This is a genomic window from Massilia sp. ZL223 (assembly GCF_018119395.1).
GTDB lineage: Bacteria > Pseudomonadota > Gammaproteobacteria > Burkholderiales > Burkholderiaceae_D > Telluria.
The window spans coordinates 1-1,660 of sequence record NZ_JAGPWD010000081.1; the positions used below are offsets into that span (position 1 = coordinate 1).

Annotated in this window: 1 rRNA gene; it reads right to left on the minus strand. The window is 52.0% G+C overall.

The annotated features are described in order from the left end of the window. Positions 1–16 precede the first annotated feature (16 nt). A 23S ribosomal RNA gene (locus KBW95_RS24425) occupies positions 17–1,660 on the minus strand; the annotation flags it as partial.

Genomic DNA, 1,660 nt, shown 5'->3' on the forward strand with positions numbered 1-1,660 from the left:
TGACTGCCAAGGTTATAGGGACAAGCCGTACGGGCAATTAGTACTGGTTAGCTTAATGCATTACTGCACTTCCACACCCAGCCTATCAACGTCCTGGTCTCGAACGACCCTTCAAGGAGCTCAAGGCTCCGGGAAATCTCATCTCAAGGCAAGTTTCCCGCTTAGATGCTTTCAGCGGTTATCTCTTCCGAACTTAGCTACCCGGCAATGCCACTGGCGTGACAACCGGTACACCAGAGGTTCGTCCACTCCGGTCCTCTCGTACTAGGAGCAGCCCCCTTCAAATTTCCAACGCCCACGGCAGATAGGGACCAAACTGTCTCACGACGTTTTAAACCCAGCTCACGTACCACTTTAAATGGCGAACAGCCATACCCTTGGGACCGGCTACAGCCCCAGGATGTGATGAGCCGACATCGAGGTGCCAAACTCCCCCGTCGATATGAACTCTTGGGAGGAATCAGCCTGTTATCCCCAGAGTACCTTTTATCCGTTGAGCGATGGCCCTTCCATACAGAACCACCGGATCACTATGTCCTACTTTCGTACCTGCTCGACTTGTCGGTCTCGCAGTTAAGCACGCTTATGCCATTGCACTATTAGCACGATGTCCGACCGTACCTAGCGTACCTTCGAACTCCTCCGTTACACTTTAGGAGGAGACCGCCCCAGTCAAACTGCCTACCATGCACTGTCCCCGATCCGGATAACGGACCAAGGTTAGAACCTCAAATGAACCAGGGTGGTATTTCAAGGATGGCTCCACGAGAACTGGCGTCCCCGCTTCAAAGCCTCCCACCTATCCTACACAGATTGATTCAAAGTCCAATGCAAAGCTACAGTAAAGGTTCATGGGGTCTTTCCGTCTAGCCGCGGGTAGATTGCATCATCACAAACATTTCAACTTCGCTGAGTCTCGGGAGGAGACAGTGTGGCCATCGTTACGCCATTCGTGCAGGTCGGAACTTACCCGACAAGGAATTTCGCTACCTTAGGACCGTTATAGTTACGGCCGCCGTTTACTGGGACTTCAATCAAGAGCTTGCACCCCATCATTTAATCTTCCAGCACCGGGCAGGCGTCACACCCTATACGTCCACTTTCGTGTTTGCAGAGTGCTGTGTTTTTATTAAACAGTCGCAGCCACCATTTTATTGCAACCCGTTCATCCTTCCACAGTAAAGTGGTCAAACTACTAGGGCGTACCTTATCCCGAAGTTACGGTACCAATTTGCCGAGTTCCTTCTCCCGAGTTCTCTCAAGCGCCTTAGAATACTCATCTCGCCCACCTGTGTCGGTTTGCGGTACGGTCTCGTATGACTGAAGCTTAGAGGCTTTTCTTGGAACCACTTCCGATTGCTTCGCAGCACAAGGCCGCTCGTCTCAACCCCTTGGATTCTGTACCCGGATTTGCCTAAGTACCTCCTATGAGCCAAAAACCAACTATTCCAACAGTTGGACAACCTTCCGCGATCCGTCCCCCCATCGCATCATACGACGGTGCAGGAATATTAACCTGCTTCCCATCAGCTACGCATCTCTGCCTCGCCTTAGGGGCCGACTCACCCTGCTCCGATGAACGTTGAACAGGAAACCTTGGGCTTACGGCGTGCGGGCTTTTCACCCGCATTATCGCTACTCATGTCAGCATTCGCACTTC